At 73.2% G+C, this 380-nt stretch carries 1 protein-coding gene; it reads left to right on the plus strand.

What is annotated here, in order from left to right; translation table 11 throughout:
• The coding region (locus D3I60_RS01295) for a LysR substrate-binding domain-containing protein (RefSeq protein ID WP_262774293.1) at positions 1–309 on the plus strand (309 nt) is incomplete at its 5' end.
• Positions 310–380: the final 71 nt, after the last annotated feature.

A 380-nucleotide genomic window follows, 5' to 3' on the forward strand; every position in this document is an offset into this window, starting at 1 on the left:
CCCTGGGCCTCGCTGCGCGTGAAGCTGGAGCAGCAGTTCTTCGCGCACGGCCTGCATCCGCCCGCCGACATCGTCGAATCGGCCTCGTTCCTCTCGCAGATCACTTTCGTGCAGCAGCGCGGCGCCGTGGCCTTCATGGCACGCGCCGTGGCGCGGCATTGCGCCGAGCAGGGCATGGTGGCGGTGCTGAAGCTGCCGGTGCCGGTGGAGTTGCCGCCGGTGGGGATCATCCGGATGCGGGGGCGGGAATGGACGGCGGTGACGGAAGGGTTGGTGGAGTGCCTGCGGGAGCGCGGCGGCCGGCCGTGAATGCCGGCGGCCCGGGCGCCGTGCCGGCGCGCCCGCATCGGATGGGCGCTGCGGTTCAGCCGTCGCTGCCC

The organism is Brevibacterium permense, assembly GCF_025506275.1.
GTDB classification, from domain to species: Bacteria; Actinomycetota; Actinomycetes; order Actinomycetales; family Brevibacteriaceae; genus Brevibacterium; species Brevibacterium permense_A.